The 18,808-nt window shown below is 61.3% G+C and carries 17 protein-coding genes; 16 read left to right on the top strand and 1 reads right to left on the bottom strand.

Features of this window, described 5'->3' with window-relative positions; genetic code table 11:
* Window positions 1–351 precede the first annotated feature (351 nt).
* From VJ651_RS05505 to VJ651_RS05495, 3 genes are all read left to right on the top strand, one after another.
* On the top strand, window positions 352–1,335 hold the full coding sequence (locus VJ651_RS05505; protein WP_324106468.1) for a TRAP transporter substrate-binding protein: 984 nt from the start codon (window positions 352–354) through the stop codon (window positions 1,333–1,335).
* A gap of 73 nt (window positions 1,336–1,408) precedes the next feature.
* On the top strand, window positions 1,409–1,918 hold the full coding sequence (locus tag VJ651_RS05500) for a TRAP transporter small permease (RefSeq protein WP_324106467.1): 510 nt from the start codon (window positions 1,409–1,411) through the stop codon (window positions 1,916–1,918).
* A gap of 9 nt (window positions 1,919–1,927) precedes the next feature.
* Window positions 1,928–3,226 (top strand): TRAP transporter large permease subunit, encoded by a 1,299-nt coding sequence (locus VJ651_RS05495; protein ID WP_324106466.1) that lies wholly within the window; start codon window positions 1,928–1,930, stop codon window positions 3,224–3,226.
* Between the two features lie 7 nt (window positions 3,227–3,233).
* Here the strand turns inward: VJ651_RS05495 and VJ651_RS05490 are convergent, their stop codons facing one another.
* A complete protein-coding gene (locus tag VJ651_RS05490; protein WP_324106465.1) occupies window positions 3,234–3,905 on the bottom strand; it encodes a diphthine--ammonia ligase in 672 nt (223 codons plus the stop codon).
* Window positions 3,906–4,388: 483 nt separating this feature from the next.
* Between VJ651_RS05490 and VJ651_RS05485 the strand changes: the two genes are divergently transcribed.
* The 13 genes from VJ651_RS05485 to VJ651_RS05425 all read left to right on the top strand — a co-directional run bounded on the left by VJ651_RS05485 (window position 4,389) and on the right by VJ651_RS05425 (window position 18,801).
* Complete coding sequence (locus VJ651_RS05485; RefSeq protein ID WP_324106464.1) at window positions 4,389–5,465, top strand: methyl-accepting chemotaxis protein; 1,077 nt, start codon at window positions 4,389–4,391, stop codon at window positions 5,463–5,465.
* An 8-nt stretch (window positions 5,466–5,473) separates the two neighbouring features.
* Window positions 5,474–5,842, top strand: coding sequence for a response regulator (locus VJ651_RS05480; protein ID WP_292936741.1), 369 nt, complete (start codon window positions 5,474–5,476; stop codon window positions 5,840–5,842).
* A gap of 42 nt (window positions 5,843–5,884) precedes the next feature.
* Window positions 5,885–6,208: an STAS domain-containing protein gene (locus VJ651_RS05475; RefSeq protein WP_324106463.1), complete on the top strand. Its 324-nt coding sequence runs from the start codon at window positions 5,885–5,887 to the stop codon at window positions 6,206–6,208.
* Window positions 6,209–6,234: 26 nt separating this feature from the next.
* Complete coding sequence (locus VJ651_RS05470) at window positions 6,235–8,391, top strand: chemotaxis protein CheA (RefSeq protein WP_324106462.1); 2,157 nt, start codon at window positions 6,235–6,237, stop codon at window positions 8,389–8,391.
* Between the two features lie 110 nt (window positions 8,392–8,501).
* Entirely contained in the window at window positions 8,502–10,157 is a 1,656-nt protein-coding gene (locus tag VJ651_RS05465) for a methyl-accepting chemotaxis protein (RefSeq protein ID WP_324106461.1), read from the top strand.
* 9 nt (window positions 10,158–10,166) lie between these two features.
* On the top strand, window positions 10,167–10,718 hold the full coding sequence (locus VJ651_RS05460; protein WP_324106460.1) for a chemotaxis protein CheW: 552 nt from the start codon (window positions 10,167–10,169) through the stop codon (window positions 10,716–10,718).
* Between the two features lie 213 nt (window positions 10,719–10,931).
* The gene (locus VJ651_RS05455) at window positions 10,932–12,833 is read left to right on the top strand and encodes a methyl-accepting chemotaxis protein (RefSeq protein ID WP_324106459.1); all 1,902 of its coding nucleotides are present in this window, start codon (window positions 10,932–10,934) and stop codon (window positions 12,831–12,833) included.
* A gap of 9 nt (window positions 12,834–12,842) precedes the next feature.
* Window positions 12,843–13,424, top strand: a complete 582-nt coding sequence (locus tag VJ651_RS05450; RefSeq protein ID WP_414691313.1) for a chemotaxis protein CheW — start codon at window positions 12,843–12,845, stop codon at window positions 13,422–13,424.
* A gap of 6 nt (window positions 13,425–13,430) precedes the next feature.
* Window positions 13,431–14,243, top strand: coding sequence for a protein-glutamate O-methyltransferase CheR (locus tag VJ651_RS05445; protein WP_324106458.1), 813 nt, complete (start codon window positions 13,431–13,433; stop codon window positions 14,241–14,243).
* Between the two features lie 4 nt (window positions 14,244–14,247).
* The gene (locus VJ651_RS05440) at window positions 14,248–14,742 is read left to right on the top strand and encodes a chemotaxis protein CheD (protein WP_324106457.1); all 495 of its coding nucleotides are present in this window, start codon (window positions 14,248–14,250) and stop codon (window positions 14,740–14,742) included.
* Window positions 14,743–14,758: 16 nt separating this feature from the next.
* Window positions 14,759–15,841 (top strand): chemotaxis response regulator protein-glutamate methylesterase, encoded by a 1,083-nt coding sequence (locus VJ651_RS05435; RefSeq protein ID WP_324106456.1) that lies wholly within the window; start codon window positions 14,759–14,761, stop codon window positions 15,839–15,841.
* Between the two features lie 107 nt (window positions 15,842–15,948).
* Window positions 15,949–16,692 carry a lysophospholipid acyltransferase family protein gene (locus VJ651_RS05430; RefSeq protein ID WP_324106455.1) on the top strand — a complete coding sequence of 248 codons (744 nt, stop codon included), beginning with the start codon at window positions 15,949–15,951 and terminating at the stop codon, window positions 16,690–16,692.
* A gap of 423 nt (window positions 16,693–17,115) precedes the next feature.
* Window positions 17,116–18,801 (top strand): diguanylate cyclase domain-containing protein, encoded by a 1,686-nt coding sequence (locus VJ651_RS05425; RefSeq protein ID WP_324106453.1) that lies wholly within the window; start codon window positions 17,116–17,118, stop codon window positions 18,799–18,801.
* Window positions 18,802–18,808: the final 7 nt, after the last annotated feature.

Genomic DNA, 18,808 nt, shown 5'->3' with positions numbered 1-18,808 from the left:
GCATTAGTCAACATTTCGTTAACGTTTTGTTGATGAAATGTATGAATGGCGCAAGATTCCGGTTCTGGAACAAGGTTTGGACAGGTCGGGCGCAGGGCGATGCATGAAGCAACTCCTCTGTCCACGGAAAACACGGAAAAATGCAACATCAGTTCTTTCCTTGTTTTCCGTGCCTTCCGTGGACAATGGTTTGTTTTGTTCAGCGCATGCCGTCATGCAATCGTCCTGATGTCGGGCTAGCGGCACAACACGAACGAGCCGATTTGTTGTCATAATGAAAGCCGCCGCTCGGCCACCGGAAATAGTTTTGGAGTGCGTGCCGTGCCAATGCATGGCAATAGAAGACCAACTATGGAGAGGACTATCATGCGTTTGAATCGACTGGCAGTTGCACTATCCGCGTTCACCCTGGCACTCGCCGCCCATGCGCAGACCAAATGGGACATGGCGACCGCTTATCCTGCCAATAACTTCCACACTGAAAACATCCAGCAGTTCGCCAACGAAGTGGACAAGGCCACCGGCGGCAAACTCAAGATCACGGTGCACGCCAACGCTTCGCTGTTCAAGGCGCCGGAAATCAAGCGCGCGGTGCAGGGCGGCCAGGTGCAGGCGGGCGAGATCCTGCTGGTCAACTTCGAGAACGAAAACCCGCTGTACGGCCTGGACGGCATTCCCTTCCTTGCGACGTCCTATCAGCAGGCGCAAAAACTCTACAAGGCATCGAAGAAGACGATGGATGATCTGCTGGGCAAGCAGGGCATGATGATGCTGTTCACGGTCGCATGGCCACCGCAAGGCATTTACACCAAGAAGCCGATCGAGTCGGCTTCCGATCTGCGCGGCATGAAGTGGCGCGCCTACAGCCCGGCCACCAGCCGCATCGCGGAACTGGTCGGCGCGCAGCCGGTCACGGTGCAGGCTTCCGAGCTGTCGCAGGCGCTGGCGACCGGCGTGGTCGAGGCCTTCATGACCTCCGGCTCGACCGGTTACGACTCCAAGGTCTACGAACAGCTCAGCCACTTCTACGACATCCAGGCCTGGCTGCCGAAGAACGCCATCATCGTCAACAAGAAGGCCTTCGACGCACTCGACAAGACCACGCAAGGCGCCGTGCTGAAAGCCGCCGCCGATGCCGAGACGCGCGGATGGACCATGTCCAGCACCAAGAACGACTGGTACCTGACCGAGCTGAAGAAAAAGGGCATGACCGTCCACACGCCATCGGCGAAGATGCAGGCCGACTTCAAGCAGATCGGCAACACCATGCTGGCCGACTGGCTGAAGAAGGCCGGCCCGGAAGGCAAGGCAGTGATCGACGCCTACAGCAAGTAAAGCTGAACGACGCTCCTTCCGGCATGGCGCCGGGAGGAGTGGTGCATCACGACGGGCGCCAGGAAAGGATCACATGCGCGCATTTCTCGACAAACTCTACGACGCTGCGGGTTATGCCGCGGCGTTTTTCATGGTCGGCACCTTGCTGATGGTGGTGGCCGGCATCGCCGACCGCATGTTCGGACTGGGCTGGCGCGGCACCGACATGTACGCCGGCTACAGCATGGCGGCCACCGGCTTTCTGGCGCTCGCGCATACCTTGAAACGCGGTGAACATATCCGCGTCTCGCTGCTGCTGCATGCGGTGTCGGGCAAGGCGCGGCGCGCGCTGGAAATCTGGTCGCTGCTGGCAGGCTGCGTGCTATCGGGAGCCTTTGCGTTCTATGCGAGCCGGCTTGCCTGGCAGTCCTGGGATTTTCATGACATCTCCACCGGCAATGATGCGACGCCGCTGTGGATCCCGCAGATCCCGATGGCAGTCGGCGCGCTCGTGCTGTTCATTGCGCTGCTTGATGACCTCGTGCTGGAAATCCGCGGCAAGCGCGTCGTCACTGAATCGACCGAATCGGTGCATAGCGAATAAGGCGGGACGATGGAACTCTTGACTACGATATTGCTGATAGTTGCCCTGTTCGCCATCCTCGGTTCCGGCGTCTGGGTCGGACTCGCGCTGTCCGGCGTCGCATGGCTCGGCATGGAACTCTTCTCCGCGCGTCCGGCGGGCGATGCGATGGCGGTGACGATCTGGGGCGCGGCTTCCTCATGGACGCTGACGGCGCTGCCGCTGTTCATCTGGATGGGCGAAATCCTGTTCCGCACCAAGCTGTCGGAAGACATGTTCAAGGGACTCGCACCCTGGCTGGAGCGGGTCCCGGGCCGGCTGCTGCATACCAATGTGATCGGCTGCGCGATCTTCGCCGCGGTGTCGGGTTCCTCCGCCGCGACCTGCGCGACCATCGGCAAGATGACGGTACCCGAGCTGACCGCGCGCGGCTATCCGGAAGACAAGATCATCGGCACGCTGGCCGGCGCCGGCACGCTCGGCCTGCTGATCCCGCCGTCCATCATCATGATCGTGTACGGCGTGATGGCCAACGTCTCGATCGCCAAGCTGTTCATCGCCGGCGTCATCCCCGGGATTCTGCTCGCCGGCCTGTTCTCCGGCTATATCGCCATCTGGGCCCTGCTCAATCCGAACGCCTTGCCGCGCGCCACCGAAACCACCACCTTCGCGCAAAAGCTGTATGCGTCGCGCCACCTGTTGCCGGTGGTGCTGCTGATTGCGCTGGTGCTGGGCGCAGTCTATTCGCCCTGGGTGACGCCGACCGAAGCCGCCGCCGTCGGCGTGATCGGCGCGCTGATCCTCTCCGCCGTGCAAGGCTCGCTCAACCGCCGCACCTTCGCCGACAGCCTGATGGGCGCGACGCGCCTGTACTGCATGATCGTGCTGATCCTGGCGGGCGCGCAATTCCTCACCATCTCGATGGGCTACCTCGGACTGCCGCGCCACTTGGCGGAATGGATAGGCTCGCTCGGACTGTCGAACTTCATGCTGATCATGGCGCTGATGGTGTTTTTCATCATCCTGGGCTGCTTCCTCGACGGCATTTCCATGGTGGTGCTGACCATGGGCGTGATCCTGCCGACGATCGAGAAGGCCGGCATCGACTTGATCTGGTTCGGCATCTTCATCGTGCTGGTGGTCGAGATGGCGCAGATCACGCCGCCGGTCGGCTTCAACCTGTTCGTCTTGCAGGGCATGACAAAAAAACAGGTGCCCTGGATCGCCAGGGCGGCGCTGCCGATGTTCTTCCTGATGGTGGCCGCGGTGGCTCTGGTCTACTTTGTCCCGGACCTGGTCACCTGGCTGCCGCAATCAATGATGCGTTAGCTTCTTGTCAGGCGGCGACCAGCCGCTGGAAGTAATAGGTCGCCGTCCCGAGTTCGGGCGGCGACGCATAGCTTTGCTTGCCGTCGTGCCGGAAGGCGACCGGGTGCGCGAAGCCGGGACCGTCGTAGACGAAGGTGTGGAATTCGCCGTTTTCGCCGCAGGCATCCACGCTGGCCGGCAGGTCGGCCAGAAACGCGTCGTCGAACTCACGTCCGACGAACTCTTCCCCCAGATGGTTGCCATTCACGCACACCACGACCGCCTTGAATCCCAGCGACAGGAATTCATCGACCAGCTTGCGGCGCGGCTCATCCCACAAGGGCAGGACCGGCGCGATCCCGGCCCTGGCGCAGACTTTTTCTTCCCATTCGCGGTGCGGCACGAGGTCGATGTCGCCGAACACCGCGTGCGTCATGCCGTCGGCGTGCGCGGCATTGAGCGTCGCGATGAAGCGTTCTTCGTAGTTCTTCCATGAGGTTGCGTAGAAGCGCATCTCGGCGCCAAGCGCTGCGGCCTGTGCCGCGATCAGTGCGGGCGGCACGCCGTGCGAGCGCGAACTTTCGCCGGTTTCGTCGAGCGCCGTGATCAGGCGGCGAATCGCCATGCCGGATTGTCGGGCGCGCCACATCGCGAGGCAGGAATCCTTGCCGCCGCTCCAGGAAACGAGGACTTGCGGCATTGTCATATTGTCCATGGCGGTGAAAGTGAGTTGATTGGCGGCGCGAGCGCGCCACGATGATGGCGGTACGTCCCGACGGCGTCAACGGCGGCCGGTCCATTCCCTTTTTGGGTTAACACTTTGGGGAAAATGCTGTCATTGATCCAGGACAAAAAATTACATCACAGTGTGATTGATTTGCGACAAGTTATCAAAATAATTTATCGAAGCAATTAAGAAAACTGATAGGATAATTTCCTAAAGGCAATAGAACGAGCCCTGTTTTTCCGGGGGTGTCAGCCGCTTTTATTGACAAAAAAGTACCGGCTTATCGATGGGGGAAGGGACGATGGCTGCAAGACAAGCGGGACCGCTTTGCGTCCGGTTTGCGGTGACGACAGTCGACACGGGCGCTTTCGCGCGTCGAGTATGAAGCTCCCCGCAACATCCTGGCCCCACGCGCTTGCCCCCGTCGCATTGGGAGTTGCCGGCGGCGTGGCCGCCATGGCATTTGGCCGTTGGGAGTTGAGCAGCATCCTGAGCGCCGCCGCGCTCGCCATCGCGGGCATCGTCATCGGCCTGCGCAGTGCCGCGGGACGTGACCAGTTCCGCAAACCCATCGAAGACTACATTGCCAGCCGCCAGCAATTCGGCGAATCGCTGGCGCCGGTCTGGTCCGCCCAGATTGCCTCATCGATCACGCAAATGGACGACGCCGTGTCGGCGCTGGCCCAGCGCTTTTCCGGCATCGTCGACAAGCTCGAACAGGCCGTGCAGGCATCGAGCAGCGCCACCGAATCCGTCGAAGACCGCCATTCCGGCCTGGTCGCCGTGTTCTCTTCCAGCGAGAAGGAACTCGGCGCGGTCATCGAATCGCTGAAGTCGGCCACCGCCAGCAAGGCCGCCATGCTGGAAAAAATCCAGGGCCTCGCGCACTTCATCGCCGAACTGAAGAACATGGCCGACGAAGTCGCGCAGATCGCCGCCCAGACCAATCTGCTTGCCCTGAATGCCGCCATCGAAGCGGCGCGCGCAGGCGAGCGTGGACGCGGCTTTGCCGTCGTCGCCAAGGAAGTGCGCATGCTATCCAACCTGTCCGGCGAAACCGGTCGCCGCATCACCGAGAAAGTCGGCCTCATCAGCGACGCCATCATTGCTACCTGCGAGGCTGCCGGGCAGTCGATGCAGCAGGAGGAAAGCTCGATGTCGGCATCGGAGGCGACCATCGGCGCGGTGCTGTCCGATTTCCGCAATGTCACCGACGCGCTGGTGCGTTCCTCCAGCCTGCTCAAGGACGAGAGCATCGGCATCAAATCGGAAGTGAGCGAGGCGCTGGTGCAGTTGCAGTTCCAGGACCGCGTCAGCCAGATCATGAGCCATGTACGGCAGAGTATCGACCGCCTTCCCGAATTCCTCGACGAGCACCGCCGGCAGTTTGAACTGGAGGGCATGCTGCAGCCGCTCGATTCCCAAGCGCTGCTAGCCGATCTTGCCGGTTCCTATGCGATGGCCGAAGAACGCGCCGTGCACGGCGGCCGGCAGCTCGCAAAAAAACAAGACGACGAAATCACTTTCTTCTAGGAGTGACAATGGCCAAGACAATCATGATCGTGGATGACTCGGCGTCGCTGAGACAAGTGGTCGGCATTGCGCTCAAGGGCGCCGGCTACGATGTGCTCGAAGGCAGCGACGGCACCGACGCCTTGTCCAAGCTGACGGGGCAAAAGGTGCATCTCATCATCAGCGACGTCAACATGCCGAGGATGGACGGGATCACTTTCCTGACTGCGGTCAAGCAGCACCCGGCGTACAAGTTCACGCCGGTCATCATGCTGACTACCGAGTCCGAAGAATCGAAAAAGCGACAGGGCCAGGCAGCGGGTGCCAAAGCCTGGGTGGTCAAGCCGTTCAAGCCCGAGCTGCTGTTAAGCGCGGTGCAAAAACTGGTACTGCCATAGCGCAGCTACAGATCCGCATCTAAACCATTCTCGGAGTACACCATGAACGCTGACAACAAGCGTCAGGACGGCGCTCGTCCCGCACTTTCGCTATCCCTCGAAGGCGAGATGACCATCTACCAGGCGGCCGAGCTGAAGCAGCAGCTGCTGACTTCGCTGGAGCAGTGTCAGGTGCTCGAGATCGACCTGTCCGCCATCACCGAAATCGACGCTGCCGGCGTGCAGCTCCTGATCGCCGCCAAGAAGGCGGCGCTGGCAGCGCAGAAGGACATCCGGCTCGCTGCGCGTAGCGCCGCCGTGACGGAAGCCTTCGAGCTGCTTGACATGAGCGCTTTCTTCGGCGACCCGATGGTCGTCACCGCATAACGACCCATGACATAGCGAGGCATGACATGAATCTTGACGACGCACTGCAGACCTTCATCGCCGAAAGCCGCGAACTGCTGGAGGACATGGAAACCACGCTGCTCGCCTTTGCGGGCGAGGAGGCCGACGGTGAGATGATCCACGCGATCTTTCGCACCGCGCATACCATCAAGGGCTCGGCCGGATTGTTCAGCCTCGACCATATCGTCGCCTTCACGCATGTGCTGGAGAGCGTGCTCGATCGGGTGCGCGACGGCAAACTCGGCATCGACGACAAGCTGGTCACCCTGCTGCTGACCAGCTGCGACCATATCGGCGACCTGATCGATGGCGTGGAGGCCGGGCAGACCGGCGGCGACGAAGCCAGCGCGCAACGCGGCACGCCCCTGGCAGAGCAATTGCGCACTTACCTCGCCGCGCCAGGGCCGACAGCGGCACGCGCGCTTGCCGTTGTCGAGCAGAGCGACGACGCATTCGAGCGCATCGAGGGACTGAACGGCGGCAACAACCAGTGGCACATCTCGCTGCGCTTCGGTCCCGACGTGCTGCGCAACGGCATGGATCCGCTGTCTTTCCTGCGCTACCTCGGCAAGCTCGGGCGCATTGTCGCCATCTTCACCCTGACCGACGGCGTTCCCCCTCTCGATCAGCTCGACCCGGAATCCTGCTGTCTCGGCTTCGAGATCGCGTTCGAGAGCGAGGCGGACAAGACGGCGATCGACAACGTATTCGAATTCGTGCGCGACGATTGCCGCATCAGTATTCTGCCGCCGCACAGCCGCATTTCGGAATACGTCCGCCTGATCCAGGAACTGCCGGAGGAAACCGCGCGTCTCGGCGAAATCCTCGTGCGCTGCGGCAGCGTCACCGCGCACGAGCTCGACGCCGCGCTCAATGCGCAACAGGACGCCGCGCCCACCGCGCCGCCTATCGGCGCCATCCTCGTCGAACAGCGCGCGGTGCAGCGCGACGTGGTCGAGGCCGCGCTGGCCAAGCAGAAGAAGATCAGCGATTCCAAGACGCAGGAGAGCCGCTCGATCCGCGTGGACGCCGACAAGCTCGACCACCTGATCAACCTGATCGGCGAGCTGATCATTGCGGGAGCCTCCGCCAACCTGATCGCGCGGCGCGCGCAGATCGCGGAACTGCAGGAATGCACATCCACCCTGTCCGGCCTGGTCGAGGAAGTGCGCGACAGCGCGCTGCAACTGCGCATGGTCAAGATCGGCGCCACCTTCAATCGATTCCAGCGCGTGGTGCACGATGTATCGCGCGAACTCGGCAAGGACATCGGCCTGGTCGTCAGCGGCGAAGACACCGAGCTCGACAAGACCGTGGTGGAAAAAATTGCCGATCCCCTGATGCACCTGGTGCGCAATGCGATCGATCACGGCATCGAATCCGCCGAAGTACGCACTGCCGCCGGAAAGCCGGCCAACGGCAGCGTCAGGCTCAACGCGTATCACGACTCCGGCAGCATCGTCATCGAAGTCAGCGACGACGGCGGCGGACTCAAGCGCGACAAGGTCCTGGCGAAGGCCGTCGAGCGCGGCCTGGTGGAGGCGGGGCGCGTGCTCACCGACAGCGAAATCTATGCGCTGATTTTCGAGCCGGGCTTCTCCACCGCCGAGCAGGTCACCAATCTCTCCGGGCGCGGGGTCGGCATGGATGTGGTCAAGCGCAACATCGTCGCCCTGCGCGGCAGCGTCAATATCAACAGCGAGGAAGGCGTAGGCACCACGGTAACCGTGCGCCTGCCGCTGACGCTGGCGATCATTGACGGCTTCATGGTGGGACTCGGCAAGACGATGTTCGTGGTCCCGCTCGACATGATCGAAGAGTGCGTCGAATTCTCCTGCGAACCGGGCCACGACTACACCAACCTGCGCGGCGAAGTGCTGCCCTTCATTCGTCTGCGCGAACTGTTCGACCTCGAAGGCGCCGCGGCGCGACGCGAAAGCATCGTCGTCATCAAGTATGCGGGCAAGAAGGCCGGCCTCGTGGTCGATGCCTTGCACGGCGAATTCCAGACGGTCATCAAGCCGATGGGAAAGATGTTCAACCAGGTCAAGTGCATCAGCGGGTCCAGCATTCTGGGCAGCGGCGAGGTCGCGCTCATCCTCGATGTGCCGGCCTTGTTGAATGTCATCGATGGCAGGGAGAAGCCGAAACTGGCGGCATGAGAAAGCAATAACAGCAATCAGCGAAAAAAAAGCACGCACGGCCACCATCGGAATGTGATCGATGACATGCTGGGTGCGAACAACAAAGGCCTATTACCGAAAGGTGCAACATGTTAAACAATATGAAAATCGGAACGCGCTTGGGCTTGTGCTTCGGCGCAGTGATCCTGCTGTTGCTTGCAACAGCCTTCCTGGGAATCTCCCGCCTCGGCCACCTGGACGAGAGCACGAAAAAAATTGTCGACGACCGCTATCCCAAGGTGGTGGACGGTTACGAGATGATCGGCGAGCTCAACCAGATCGCACGCTCCATGCGCAACACGCTCATCTTTAACGATCACGATACCGTTCGCAAGGAGCTGGCGAGGATCGAAACCGCGAAGTCGAATATTGCCCAGCAAATCGACAAGCTGGAAAAAAACATCACCACGCCAAAGGGCAAGGAGCAGTTGAAGGCTGTGCTCGATGCACGCGGCAAGTACAAGGTGCACCAGGAGGAGTTCATTGCCCTCGTCGGCAGCGGAAAGAAAGATGAAGCAAAAGGACTGTTGCTGACGCAGCTGCGCCCCACCCAGCTCGCCTACATCGACGCAGTGGATGCATTGATCAACTATCAGGGAGAGTTGATGCAGGAAGCCGGGCGCGAGTCGGATGCTACCTACCATGACGCACGCAATACCATCATCATGATGGCGGGACTTGCCACCGCCTTGGCGGTCGTGCTCGCAACCTGGGTCGTGGCAGGCTTGCTGCGACAGCTGGGCGGCGAGCCGGCGTACGCGACGGAAATCGCGCGCGAAGTCGCGGCCGGCAATCTGTCGCTGGAGATCAAGACCAAGTCCAAGGACGAATCCAGTCTCCTGTATGCGATGAAAACCATGGTGACCAAACTCTCGCACGTCGTCACCGAAGTCAACAGCGGAGCACATGCATTGGCCAGCGCCTCCGAGGAAGTCAGCGCGACCGCGCAGTCCCTGTCGCAATCGGCCAGCGAGCAGGCCGCCGGCGTGGAAGAAACCAGCGCATCGATCGAGCAGATGACGGCCTCGATCTCGCAGAATACCGAGAACGCCAAGGTCACCGACGGCATGGCCACCAAGGCCGCGCAGGAAGCCATGGAAGGCGGCGAGGCGGTGAAGGCGACCGTCTCGGCCATGAATCAGATCGCCAAGAAGATCGGCATCATTGACGACATTGCGTACCAGACCAATTTGCTCGCATTGAACGCGGCGATCGAAGCCGCGCGTGCGGGTGAACACGGCAAGGGCTTTGCGGTGGTCGCAGCCGAAGTGCGCAAGCTGGCCGAGCGCAGCCAGGTGGCGGCGCAGGAGATCGGCGAAGTCGCGACCAGCAGCGTGGAGCTGGCGGAGAAGGCCGGCAAGCTGCTGGACGAGATGGTGCCGAACATCAAGAAAACCTCCGATCTGGTGCAGGAAATCACGGCCGCGTCGGAGGAACAATCCTCGGGCGTGGGACAGATCAATGCGGCGGTGGGGCAGCTGAGCCAGACCACGCAGCAGAATGCATCGAGCTCGGAAGAGCTGGCCGCCACTGCCGAAGAAATGAGCAGCCAGGCCGAGCAATTGCAGCAATTGATGTCCTTCTTCAAGCTCGATGCCGGTGACCAGGCGAAGGTCGTCCGTCCGATGCGCAAGCCCGTCGAACCGGCTTCATCCAGGCGCGGATTCACGGGCAAGACTGTTGCGGGCAATCTGGCGCTGGCGACCGATGCGGCCCTGGACGAAGCGAATTTCACCAAGTTCTAGGAGGCGAGGATGAGCGCACTTGTTGAAGCCGGTCCCAAGGCGCCGCAGGGGCAAACCATCTCGGATTGCGGGCAATACCTGACCTTCATGCTGGGCGGGGAGGCGTTTGCCATCGGCATCCTCGCGGTCAAGGAAATCATCGAATACGGCGGCCTGACCGAGGTGCCGATGATGCCGGAATGCATACGCGGCGTGATCAACCTGCGCGGCGCGGTGGTGCCGGTCATGGACCTGTCCGCGCGCTTCGGCAAGGCGGTCACCGCGGTGACCAAGCGCACCTGCATCGTGATCGTGGAAGTCGACAACGGCGACGCCCAGCAAGTGGTCGGCGTAGTGGTCGATGCGGTCAATGCGGTGCAGGATATCGCAGCCTCCGAGATCGAGGCGCCACCCAGCTTTGGCGCGAAGATCCGCACCGATTTCATCGAAGGAATGGGCAAGGTCAACGGCAAGTTCGTGATCCTGCTCAACATCAACCAGATTGTGTCGCTCGACGAACTCGATGCCCTGGCGGAAGCCGCATCGGGGCCGCCGGCCACAGCGCCAGGGCCGGGACGATAGCGACATCGGTGCCACTATCGAGGGCAGGATCGGCGAAGTTGGAGGAGGAGCAATTCACGCACTTTCGAGGTTTTCATTAAACGCACCCGGGCATGGCACAGAGGTGAATAAGCCAGCCAGAACTTATTTGTATGGAAGCGGGCCTCGGGATACACATGCCATCCCGAGCAGAGATAAATACTTGGTTGAAGAGGGAACGCAATGCTGAAAAACATGAAAATCGGCACTCGCCTGGGGATGTCATTCGGACTGGTCTGCCTGGTCCTGATTGCCGTACTGTTGCTCGGGATTTCCCGCCTGGGCAACCTGAATGCCGGGACGGAGATCATTGTCCATGATCGCTATCCGAAGGTGGTGTGGTCCTACGAGATGATCGGTGAAGTGAACCAGATCGCGCGCTCGATGCGAAACACGATCATCTTTACCGATCCGGAAACGATAAGGAAAGAGCTTGGCACGGTTGAGACCGCCAAGGCAGGCATCAAAGAGAACATCACCAGGCTGGACAAGGCGATCGCATCGCCAAAAGGAAAGGAACTGCTGAACGGCATAGTTGGCGCCGCAGAAAAATACCTCGTCCAGGAGGAGCAGTTCGTCAGGTTTATCAATGAAGGAAAGAGGGACGAAGCGAAAGGCCTGCTGCTGACGCAACTGCGGCCTGCACAGCTTGCCTACATGGAGGCGCTGGAGGCGCTGATCAAGCACCAGGGGCAACTAATGGAGGATTCCGGCAAGGATGCCTCCGACGAGTTCCAAAGCGCGCGTACGCTGATGCTCATCATGGGCGGCCTTGCCGTGCTCCTGTCCGCGCTGACCGCGTTCTGGATCACGCTGAGCATCACGCGTCCGCTCGGCCAGGCAGTACAGGCCGCCAACCAGCTCAGGGACGGTGATCTCGATATCAAGATCAATGCGATCAGCAAGGATGAAACCGGCCAGCTCCTGCATGCGATGCAGACCATGGTGGCCAAGCTGGGCCAGGTGATCGACGGCCAGCGCCAGGCAATCGAAGCTGCCAATCGCGGCAACTTCGACACGCGTCTCGACACGGCGGGCCTGCGCGGATTCCAGGCGGGGATGGCGGACGGACTGAACCAGCTGATGACGACCACGGGCGCGAGCATCGACGACGTGGTGCGGGTGATGGGCGCGATGTCGGAAGGCGATCTGAACGCGAGAATCGACAAGTCCTATGAGGGCGCATTCGGCAAGCTCAAGGAGTACTCGAACAACATGGTCGACAAGCTCTCGCTGGTAGTGGCCGAGGTCAACAGCGCCGCCGATGCGCTGGCCAGCGCCTCCGAGGAGGTCAGCGCCACCGCGCAATCCCTGTCGCAGGCAGCGAGCGAACAGTCGGCCGGCGTGGAGGAAACCAGCGCATCGATCGAACAGATGACGGCCTCGATCTCACAGAATACCGAGAACGCGAAAGTCACCGACGGCATGGCGACCAAGGCGGCGCAGGAAGCCATGGAGGGCGGCGAGGCCGTACGGGAAACGGTCACCGCCATGAACCAGATCGCCAAGAAGATCGGCATCATCGATGACATTGCGTACCAGACCAATTTGCTGGCATTGAACGCGGCGATCGAAGCTGCGCGTGCGGGCGAGCATGGCAAGGGTTTCGCGGTAGTGGCGGCCGAAGTGCGCAAGCTGGCCGAGCGCAGCCAGGTGGCGGCGCAGGAGATCGGCGAAGTGGCGACCAACAGCGTCGGCCTTGCCGAGAAGGCCGGCAAGCTGCTCGACGAGATGGTGCCGAATATCAAGAAAACTTCGGACCTGGTGCAGGAAATCACGGCGGCATCGGAAGAGCAGTCCTCGGGTGTCGGGCAGATCAATGTGGCGGTGGGACAGTTGAGCCAGACCACTCAGCAGAATGCATCGAGCTCGGAAGAGCTGGCCGCCACGGCGGAGGAGATGAGCGGCCAGGCCGAGCAACTGCAGCAGACGATGTCCTTCTTCAAGCTCAAGCATGCGCAGGCATCGACCGCCGCCGCACCGCGCAAGCCCGCGCCGAAGGCCACGGCGATGAAGCAGAACGGCGTGAAAAAGCTGCCGGACCACGCGTTCGCGGCGGCACACGAGCCGGACGAGACGCATTTCACGAAATTCTAGGAGGTGTGAATGAGTTCGCTGATGGAAGTCAAACCCGGCCCAGGGCAATTGCAGGCCAACCACGACCATGCGCAGTACCTGACCTTCATGCTGGGTGGAGAAATGTTCGCCATCGGCATCCTCGCGATCAAGGAGATCATCGAGTACGGTGGACTGACCGAGGTGCCGATGATGCCGGAATGCATACGCGGCGTGATCAACCTGCGCGGCGCGGTGGTGCCGGTCATGGACCTGTCCGCGCGTTTCGGCAAGGCGGTCACCGCAGTGACCAAGCGCACCTGCATCGTGATCGTCGAAGTCGACAACGGCGACGCCCAGCAGGTGGTCGGCGTGGTGGTCGATGCGGTGAACGCCGTGCTGGAGATACCGCACTCCGAGATCGAACCGGCGCCGAGCTTCGGCGCCAGGATCCGCACCGATTTCATCGCGGGCATGGGCAAGGTCAACGGCAGGTTCGTCATCCTGCTCAACGTCGACAACGTGCTGTCGACCGAGGACCTGGGCGCGCTGACGGATGTGGCGCTGGAGTCGGCGTGTACATGGCAATCCGGGCGGGCCGGTCCGCCCGGGAAGAAAATCATGAATGAGTGAGCCGTTGTGGGAAATTTCATCACGATTACGGACCAGGAGTTTCTCCAGTTCCAGCAGTTCATCTACGAGACGGCGGGCATCAGCATGTCGCCCGCCAAGAAGGCGCTGGTCAGCGGGCGCCTTGCCAAGCGCGTGCAGCAGTGCCGCCTGAACAACTACGGCGAGTATTTCCGCTTGTTGGCCGGCGGGAATGATGCCGCCGAAGTGCAGACGGCCATCGACCTGCTGACGACCAACGAGACCTACTTCTTCCGGGAACAGAAGCATTTCGAACAGTTGCGCGAAGCCGCCTGCAAGCTGCGCAGGAACGGGCAGACGTTTCGCGTGTGGAGCGCGGCGAGTTCGAGCGGCGAAGAGGCCTACAGCATCGCCATGGTGCTCGCCGATACGCTGGGCGATGCGCCATGGGAAGTGGTGGGGTCGGACATCAGTACCCGGGTGCTGGCGCGCGCCCGGACCGGCCATTATCCGCTGGAGCGCACCACGCATATTCCGCCCGACTACCTGAAACGCTACTGCCTGAAGGGCACCGGCACCCAGCAGGGCACCCTGCTGATCGAGCGCAGCCTGCGCCAGCGCGTGCAGTTCCTGCAGGTGAACCTGAACGGCACGCTGCCGCAGCTCGGCACCTTTGACGTGATCTTCCTGCGCAATGTGATGATCTACTTCAATGGCGACACCAAGCAGCAGGTGGTTGCGCGCGTGCTGTCGCGGTTGAAGCCGAACGGCTGTTTCTTCATAGGGCATTCGGAAAGCCTGCATGGCGTGACCGACCGGGTGCAGGCGGTCATGCCCTCGGTGTACCGCAAGACGGCGTGATGCCATGCCGGGCAAGAAGACCTTCATCGAGATTTTCCTGCAGCCCGGCGAATACTTCGTCGGCAACGCGGATTACCGGATCCGGACGCTGCTCGGCTCCTGCGTCTCCATCACGCTCTGGCATCCTCGCCTGCGCATCGGCGCCATGTCGCACTTCATGCTCGCCAGTCGCCCCGCAGGCGCATCGCGCGAGCCGGACGGGCGCTACGGCGAGGAAGTCATGTGGCTCATGCTGCGCGAGCTCCGTGCCGCCGGCGTCGCGGCGTCCGAATGTCAGGGCAAGATCTTCGGCGGCGGCGACATGTTCCCGGTCCACACGCGTACGGCCGGCATCCATGTCGGCAAGCGCAATGGCGAAACAGCGCGCGAACTGCTGCGCGCGCACGGCATTCCGCTGGTGTCCGAAAGCCTGTTCGGCGTCGGCCACCGGCAAATGATTTTCGATATCAGCAGCGGGCATGTCTGGTCGCGCCAGGTCAAGCCGGCTGATATTCAATAGCAACGAGAAGACGCCCATGGAACGCATCAAGGTATTGATAGTGGATGATTCAGCGGTCGTGCGCCAGGTGTTGACCGGCTTGCTGGAGAACGTGCCCGGCATCCAGGTCACGTATGCGGTCGCCGATCCCATCCTGGCGATGGAACGCATGAAAATGCAATGGCCGGACGTGATCGTGCTCGATGTGGAAATGCCGCGCATGGACGGTATTACTTTTCTGCGCAAGATCATGAGCGAACGGCCGACGCCAGTCGTCATCTGTTCGACGCTGACCGAGAAGGGCGCGCAAACCACGATGGAGGCGCTGGCCGCCGGCGCGGTCGCGATCATCACCAAGCCCAGGCTGGGCCTCAAGCAATACCTGAAAGACAGTTCCGACGAACTGATCACGGCGGTCAGGACAGCGGTGCGCGCCAACGTCAGGCGGCTGGTGCCGCAGCATGCCGCACCGCCGGTCACGGCGAAGTACACCGCCGACGTGATCGTCGCGCCCGCCGAAGGGAATGCCCTGGCGCAGACCACCGAACGGGTTGTCGCCATCGGCACCTCCACCGGCGGCACGCAGGCGCTGGAAGAAGTGCTGACCGCCTTGCCGCGCGTGTCGCCCGGTATCGTGATCGTGCAGCACATGCCGGAAAAATTCACCGCCGCGTTTGCGGCACGCCTCAACGGCATCTGCCGGATAGCGGTCAAGGAAGCGCAGAACAATGACCGCGTCGTGCCGGGCCGCGCCTTGATCGCGCCGGGCGGCAAGCACATGCTGTTGCGGCGCAACGGCGCTCAATACTTCGTGGAAGTCGTCGACGGCCCGCTGGTCAACCGTCACCGCCCCTCCGTCGATGTCTTGTTTCGCTCCGTGGCCAAGGCGGCCGGCGCCAATGCGCTCGGCGTCATCATGACCGGCATGGGAGACGACGGCGCGGCCGGCCTGCTGGAGATGCGCAAGGCCGGGGCGCGCACCGTCGCGCAGGACGAGGCGAGCTGCGTCGTGTACGGCATGCCCAAGGAAGCGGTGAAGCGCGGCGCGGTCGAGAAAACCGTGGCCTTGAATGCCATCGACAAGGAGATCCTGCAGCAGCTTGCGAAGTTTTCCGGCTGATCTTCCGCAGAATATGTTGCGCGCCGATCGGCAAGTGCGACGGCACACTTGCTCAACGCATGGGTCAAGGCAATAATGAATCCGTGCATGGGCAGGGAGTCAAGCGTATGCTGTTGCTGCTGCGTTGGATGCGGAAACTGATCGCCTGGACGGACTTCATCCTGTTCACCGCGCTGCTCTACCTGTTGTCATGTTTGCCATGGCGCGGCACGCACCCCGTCGCGCGCCTGTTTCACGCCTGGTGCCGCGCATTCGTGCGCGCGCTCGATATCGACTTGCGCCTGCACCAGAAAAATCGCCGCCGCCTGCCCGCGCGCTTCATCCTGATCGCCAATCATCCCTCCGCGCTGGAAGACATCGGCATTCCCGCCTTGTTCGACGTGGTGTCGCTGGCCAAGGTGCAGGTGCAGGACTGGTTTCTCGTCGGCCGCATCACGAAGGCAGCCGGTACGCTATACGTGGACCGTGACGATCCCGCCTCGCGTCAGCAGGCGATTCAGGCGATGGTGGAGGCGGTGAAGGGCGGCCGCAACATCGCGCTTTATCCGGAGGGCGGATGCAAGGGACGCCGTCTGTTTGAAGAATTCAAGTCGGGCGCGTTTGAAGTGTCGCAGCGCACCGGCGTTCCCATCCTGCCGGTGTTCCTGCATTACGAAGCGCAGGACGATTTCGAGTGGCAGCCGCCCTACACGCTGCCCGACAAGATCCTGCACATGATGAAGACGGTGAACAATCGCGCCAATTACTACGTGTATGACGCGCTCGATCCGGCGGATTATGCGGACAAGTATGCGATGAAGGCAGCGGCGTATGCACTGTATGCGCGCTGGAATGCGCAGTATCTGGAATAGTTTTCGTGTGCGGACAAGTGCCGTTTGACGATGTCCGCGCGCAGGCGATTCAGTCATTTGGCGCAGCCATGATTCAAGCCGCACCCACTTGCAGAACCGCGGGGCTGTGCTGCCAGGCAGAATCAGGTCCTCAAGCGAGCTCCGTCGATCTCTGTGTTGATGATTTTTTAACAAAATATGAACTGCAACAATTCGGAGATGCTTCAGAAGTCTGCGCACGAGATTCCATCAAGCCTGCAGTACAATGAACCGGTCCCGGCCGAGCGCGTCATTTCGGTCGAAAACCTGTCGACGGAAGGAATTCCATGTTATTGATGAACCAAAGGGCCGACGCATAAGTTCGCCCCTGACGCATCACGAGAGCGTTATCGTTTTTCATTTCATTGCGCACCTATGTCCCGAGAAGGCGTGAACACGAGGCAGATGCTTCAAACCTGTTGGGGACGCGGCCTCTTCGCCTTCGTCGTCGTATCGGTTGCCGCGGCGTTGAGGGTCTGGCCGCTGCAGCCGCTTGAGTCCGGCCTCGCCTGGCTGACGTTCTATCTGGCCGTGATCGGCGTTGCAATCTACGGCGGGCTTTCTGCGGCTCTGCTGGCAATGGTGCTGGCTTGTCTCACGGTTGCGTTTCTATGGCCGTTTCTCGTTGCCCGGCCTTTCATTGCGAGCCCCATCGACCTTCTGGGCATGGGCGTTTTCGCGCTCACCTGCATGGCGGTCTGCTATGTCATCGAAACCATGCGCCGCGCCAATGTGCGCGCGACCGAAGCGCAAAAGCAGGCTGAATCGGCCGCCCTGGCGGCTGCCAGGAGCGAGCGGTTCATGAAGTCCGCCATCGAAGCGATGCCCAACATGATCGGCTACTGGGACAAGGATTTGCGCTTCGGCCTTGCCAACAATGCCTATATGGAGTGGTGGGGCAAACCTCCTGAGGACATCATCGGCACCTCCATCCGGGATTTGATGGGAGAGCGCCTGTATGCCCTGAACGAACCGCATATTCGTCGAGCCCTTGCCGGTGAAACGCAGCGTTTCCAGCGGACCCTGACCAAGGCCGACGGCAGTGCAGGCTACATCCTGGCCAACTACATTCCCGATATCGATGTCGACGGTGCGGTGAACGGAATCTTCATCCTGGCCAGCGACGTGACCGAGTTGAAGGAAGCGCAATCGCAGCTCGAACTTGCCGCCAGCGTTTTTGAAAACACGGTTGAAGGTATCGCTGTCACCAATGCACAGGGGATTTTCCTTTCGGTGAATCCCGCGTTCACCGCGATTACCGGCTATACCGCCGAGGAAGCGATAGGGCAGACGCCGCGCATTCTCCGGTCCAACCGGCACGACCACGCGTTCTATGTCGCCATGTGGCACGACATTCTGACCAACGGCCGCTGGAAAGGCGACATATGGAATCGCCGCAAGGACGGCGAAGTCTATCTCGAACGGATCACCATCACCATGATCCGCGACTCGGCCGGCAATCCCGTGCGCTATGTGTCGGTGTTCAGCGACATCACCGACCTCTGGCGCAAGGACGAATACCTGAAACATCTGGCCTTTCACGATGCCCTGACCGATCTGCCGAATCGCTCCTTGCTGATGGAACGGCTGAACCATCGCATCTCGATGGCCAAGCGTACGCACGTTGGCTTGGCGCTATTGTTCCTCGATCTTGATCGTTTTAAATTCATCAACGACACCTACGGCCACGACGTCGGCGACGAGTTGCTGCGGGAGGTCGCGCAGAGACTGCTGGCACTGGTGCGGCAGTCGGACACCGTGGCCCGCCTGGGCGGCGACGAGTTCGTCATCAAGCTCAACAATCCGGTGAACAAGGACGAGGTCGCGCATATCGCCAGACGCATTGTCGCCGTCATCAATGAGCCGATGGAACTTCGCGGCAATACGGTTCAGGTAGGAACGTCTATCGGCATTGCGATTTATCCTTCCGACGGACGAACGCCGGTTGAACTGCTCAAGCATGCCGACAGCGCGATGTATGCGGCGAAAGATGCGGGAAAGAGCACTTTCCGCTTCTTCGAGCCGTCAATGACGGTCCCCGTTGAGGAGCAGCGCGACGGAAAACGAGGCGACAAGGGCGCGCAAGGATGACTGTCCC

Source organism: Noviherbaspirillum sp. (genome assembly GCF_035254865.1).
Lineage (GTDB): Bacteria > Pseudomonadota > Gammaproteobacteria > Burkholderiales > Burkholderiaceae_D > Noviherbaspirillum.
This window is presented reverse-complemented; position numbering and strand designations above follow the sequence as displayed.

Coding starts and splice junctions, on each gene's coding strand:
- VJ651_RS05505 (WP_324106468.1), top strand. CDS start 352: ATGGAGAGGACTATCATGCGTTTGAATCGACTGGCAGTTGCACTATCC.
- VJ651_RS05500 (WP_324106467.1), top strand. CDS start 1,409: ATGCGCGCATTTCTCGACAAACTCTACGACGCTGCGGGTTATGCCGCG.
- VJ651_RS05495 (WP_324106466.1), top strand. CDS start 1,928: ATGGAACTCTTGACTACGATATTGCTGATAGTTGCCCTGTTCGCCATC.
- VJ651_RS05490 (WP_324106465.1), bottom strand. CDS start 3,905: ATGCCGCAAGTCCTCGTTTCCTGGAGCGGCGGCAAGGATTCCTGCCTC.
- VJ651_RS05485 (WP_324106464.1), top strand. CDS start 4,389: ATGGCATTTGGCCGTTGGGAGTTGAGCAGCATCCTGAGCGCCGCCGCG.
- VJ651_RS05480 (WP_292936741.1), top strand. CDS start 5,474: ATGGCCAAGACAATCATGATCGTGGATGACTCGGCGTCGCTGAGACAA.
- VJ651_RS05475 (WP_324106463.1), top strand. CDS start 5,885: ATGAACGCTGACAACAAGCGTCAGGACGGCGCTCGTCCCGCACTTTCG.
- VJ651_RS05470 (WP_324106462.1), top strand. CDS start 6,235: ATGAATCTTGACGACGCACTGCAGACCTTCATCGCCGAAAGCCGCGAA.
- VJ651_RS05465 (WP_324106461.1), top strand. CDS start 8,502: ATGTTAAACAATATGAAAATCGGAACGCGCTTGGGCTTGTGCTTCGGC.
- VJ651_RS05460 (WP_324106460.1), top strand. CDS start 10,167: ATGAGCGCACTTGTTGAAGCCGGTCCCAAGGCGCCGCAGGGGCAAACC.
- VJ651_RS05455 (WP_324106459.1), top strand. CDS start 10,932: ATGAAAATCGGCACTCGCCTGGGGATGTCATTCGGACTGGTCTGCCTG.
- VJ651_RS05450 (WP_414691313.1), top strand. CDS start 12,843: ATGAGTTCGCTGATGGAAGTCAAACCCGGCCCAGGGCAATTGCAGGCC.
- VJ651_RS05440 (WP_324106457.1), top strand. CDS start 14,248: ATGCCGGGCAAGAAGACCTTCATCGAGATTTTCCTGCAGCCCGGCGAA.
- VJ651_RS05435 (WP_324106456.1), top strand. CDS start 14,759: ATGGAACGCATCAAGGTATTGATAGTGGATGATTCAGCGGTCGTGCGC.
- VJ651_RS05430 (WP_324106455.1), top strand. CDS start 15,949: ATGCTGTTGCTGCTGCGTTGGATGCGGAAACTGATCGCCTGGACGGAC.
- VJ651_RS05425 (WP_324106453.1), top strand. CDS start 17,116: ATGCTTCAAACCTGTTGGGGACGCGGCCTCTTCGCCTTCGTCGTCGTA.